Here is a 571-nt window from a genome sequence, read left to right as displayed (position 1 = left end):
GGGGTCCACCCGAGCGATCAATCCGGGCGGCGTGGAACGACACGGCTGCGCCATCAGTGCCGACCCTCCTGGTTTCCACCGGCGTTTCCGTCGTTCTGTCCCCCGGCGCGTTCGTACGTGGCCCAGAGCCCGTAACCGTGCAGAGCAGCCACGTGCTTCTCCGCCTCCTCCAGGGTCCCGGAGGTCACGACGGCTCGCCCGTCGGTGTGGACGGCCATCATGAGCGTGTGTGCCTTGGACTGCGGGAAGCCGAAATAGGTGCGGAAAACCCACGTCACCCAGCTCATCAGATTCACGGGGTCGTCCCACACCACGACCTGCCACGGTGTGTCCGTGGAGACCTGTTCCGATGCGCTGGTCTCCGTCCGCTCGTCCACGGCGGGCCCCAGGGTTGCGGTAGAACACACCGACAGGGGCAGGGCCGCGCGAGCGGATCGGCCACCGTGCGGAGGGTGCTTCGTGAAGATCATGATTGCTCCATGGTACGGGCCCTCCGACTAGAGTGGCGCTTGTGAACGCACAGACTTCCACCTGGACCCCGGCACCGACGTCGTTGCTCACGGACCACTAC

General features: G+C 66.2%; 1 protein-coding gene. It reads right to left on the bottom strand.

The window, feature by feature from the left end; genetic code table 11:
- Positions 1-53: 53 nt before the first annotated feature.
- Complete coding sequence (clpS, locus tag GTW58_RS13750; RefSeq protein WP_425338855.1) at positions 54-473, bottom strand: ATP-dependent Clp protease adapter ClpS; 420 nt, start codon at positions 471-473, stop codon at positions 54-56.
- Between the last annotated feature and the right edge of the window lie 98 nt (positions 474-571).

This window comes from Kocuria subflava (assembly GCF_012163155.1).
GTDB lineage: Bacteria > Actinomycetota > Actinomycetes > Actinomycetales > Micrococcaceae > Kocuria > Kocuria subflava.
This window is presented reverse-complemented; position numbering and strand designations above follow the sequence as displayed.